The organism is Priestia sp. D51 (assembly GCF_053345675.1).
The window spans coordinates 1-2,330 of the sequence record NZ_JBLTIR010000031.1; the positions used below are offsets into that span (position 1 = coordinate 1).

Annotated in this window: 1 protein-coding gene; it reads right to left on the reverse strand. The window is 39.8% G+C overall.

Annotated features, from left to right (window positions below; translation table 11 throughout):
- Positions 1-65: 65 nt before the first annotated feature.
- A complete protein-coding gene (gene ltrA / locus ACNHOZ_RS28775) occupies positions 66-1,715 on the reverse strand; it encodes a group II intron reverse transcriptase/maturase (protein WP_367042716.1) in 1,650 nt (549 codons plus the stop codon).
- Positions 1,716-2,330 lie beyond the last annotated feature (615 nt).

A 2,330-nucleotide genomic window follows, 5' to 3' on the forward strand; every position in this document is an offset into this window, starting at 1 on the left:
CCCTAAGAACCGTACGTGACAGATTTCCCGTCATACGGCTCAAGCCTTCTTTTTATCCGAACAACTTATTTAATACATGGTACATGTACTAATTTAGCCAATTTACCTGTAGAAACCTCTAGGTTTCTCACTGTAACTTTCTCTCCATTTTGTAGAGTCTGCTTACACATTGCACAACGATATCCTTGTTTTCTTGCGAGTTTCATCCTATCGAATGTATTTTCACTATTAAAGACCTTACGGTCTCGCTTTTCCCAATATTCTTTTAGACTAGGATTATCTGGGCTATTTTTATAGGCTACCATGACATGTCGTTCTATCTTAATCCAGGACATTTTTAACAATTGAATGTTAGTAAGTGGACATGTAAGAATCCATCTATTATTTCCACCGTGGTAGGGTTTCCTAAAATAACGCTTTGTAATCCATTTCCACGACTTTTTTTGGTGTAAATGTTTAAGGTGTTTGACTAATTTAGAGAAAATATAATTGTCCATATAGCTAAACGTCTGTTTGGATACGACATGTTTCCAATACTGCCCGTAACCTCTAATAATAGGGTTTAAGACACGTATAATTTCTTTTACTGGTCGTCCTCTCATCATTGTGAACGTATCTTTTATCTTGTTTTTAGCTTTTTGAATACTGTCTTTACTAGGTTTGATAAATAACTTCTTTCCTTGTCCTGTCTTGTATTGACGCAGCGAAAAGCCTAGAAAATCAAACCCGTCCTCAATGTGTGTAACTCTCGTTTTCTCTTGGCTAAGATTAATTCCTCGCTTTTGTAAGTACGGAGTGAGTTTCCCATACATGCTTTCAGCCTGTTCCTTTGTTTCTGTTACGATGACAAAGTCATCTGCATAGAGAACGCGTCCTATCTTACATTTTGGGTCGATTACGTACCCTCCATTTGGTTTGTATGTCTTTTTATAGACAATACCAATTTCTTCTTCCATACCGCATAAGGCGATATTAGCTAGAAGGGGAGACACCAAACCACCTTGAGGGGTTCCTTCTGTTGTCGTATGAAGCATGTCATGTTCTACGTATCCCATTTCAAGCCACCTTTTAATGAGAGTGTTTCCTGGAAACATAGACGTCTGTTTCGTTATCCACTTATGATTAAGATGGTCAAAGCATCCTAGAAAGTCTCCCTCAAACACCCACTTTTTCTTGCTGTTGGTGTTAAGCTTATTAAAAAGGTTGCTTATCGCATCATGTGTGCTTCGTTTAGGACGAAAACCGTAGGAAGTAGGCTCAAACTTAACCTCCCATTGAGGTTCGAGTGCGTTTTTTACTACGTTTTGATAGACTCGATCTCGCATTGTCGGAATGCCCAAAGGTCTTAGCTTTCCGTTTTTCTTAGGGATAAATGTTCTTTTGGCTGGCTTTGGACGATGTCGAAAGACATTGTATTTAACTAGCTGTTGATAAAATTTTATACGTTCATTTGATTTTGAGACCATGTAGCCATCTACACCAGGTGTACGCTTACCGTTGTTTTGTTGTGTTACTCTGCGAATAGAAAGCAGTAGATTTGCTTTACTCCGGAGGAGTAAACGTTGAAGTTTCCTTACTTTTCTTCGTTGTTTTTGTTGTTCGGCACGATAAATTCTTTGTCGTAACTTCATTACATATTTTTGTATAATACTCCAATCAATAGAGTACCAATCTTTATGCGAGACGTGCGCCGACGCTCGTAGAGAGGTATTCATAACAGCACGCTCCTTTTCGTTAGAAGATAGCCACAAATTTATTTTCGTGTTGAAGACCAATGAGAAGTGGGCGCTCTTTCGAGCCTGTCATTGTCCATAAAGACAACAGTATCCGTCCAGTTATACAGTATTCCTGCTTTCCTGTTCTCTTTCGAGATAACGGCTTTCGCTTTTTCTCATATCCCATACCCTCTGCCACATCGTTTGACTTTGCAGTCATCCTACTGCTTACGCAGATAACATAGGGCTTACCAAGTTCCACTTTTTACAGATACGATAGGGGTAGGCAGATTCTTTACTCCGGGTAAGATGCGGGACGCATTAGAGTAGCATTATGATTCTACTTTTCCTCTTACCAAGACCCAAGCGAGACTTATGCATTATCTTGAGTTAACCTTGACGAAGCTTACAAACCTTCACTTTCGTTTACCATACCTATCTTCTCCTAGCAGTGTTCTGGACCATGCATTTGTCCTCTGTTTCCGCATTTCCTCATGCAACCGACAGACTCGTTACCAAGAATGCCGTTTCGGATGGAGATCGTCTTTGCGTCTAGATGAGTAGCGTTAGCTACACTGTAAGAAAGCGACTTCTTGTCGCACCATAATCCAGATT

Coding starts and splice junctions, on each gene's coding strand:
- ltrA (WP_367042716.1), bottom strand. CDS start 1,715: ATGAATACCTCTCTACGAGCGTCGGCGCACGTCTCGCATAAAGATTGG.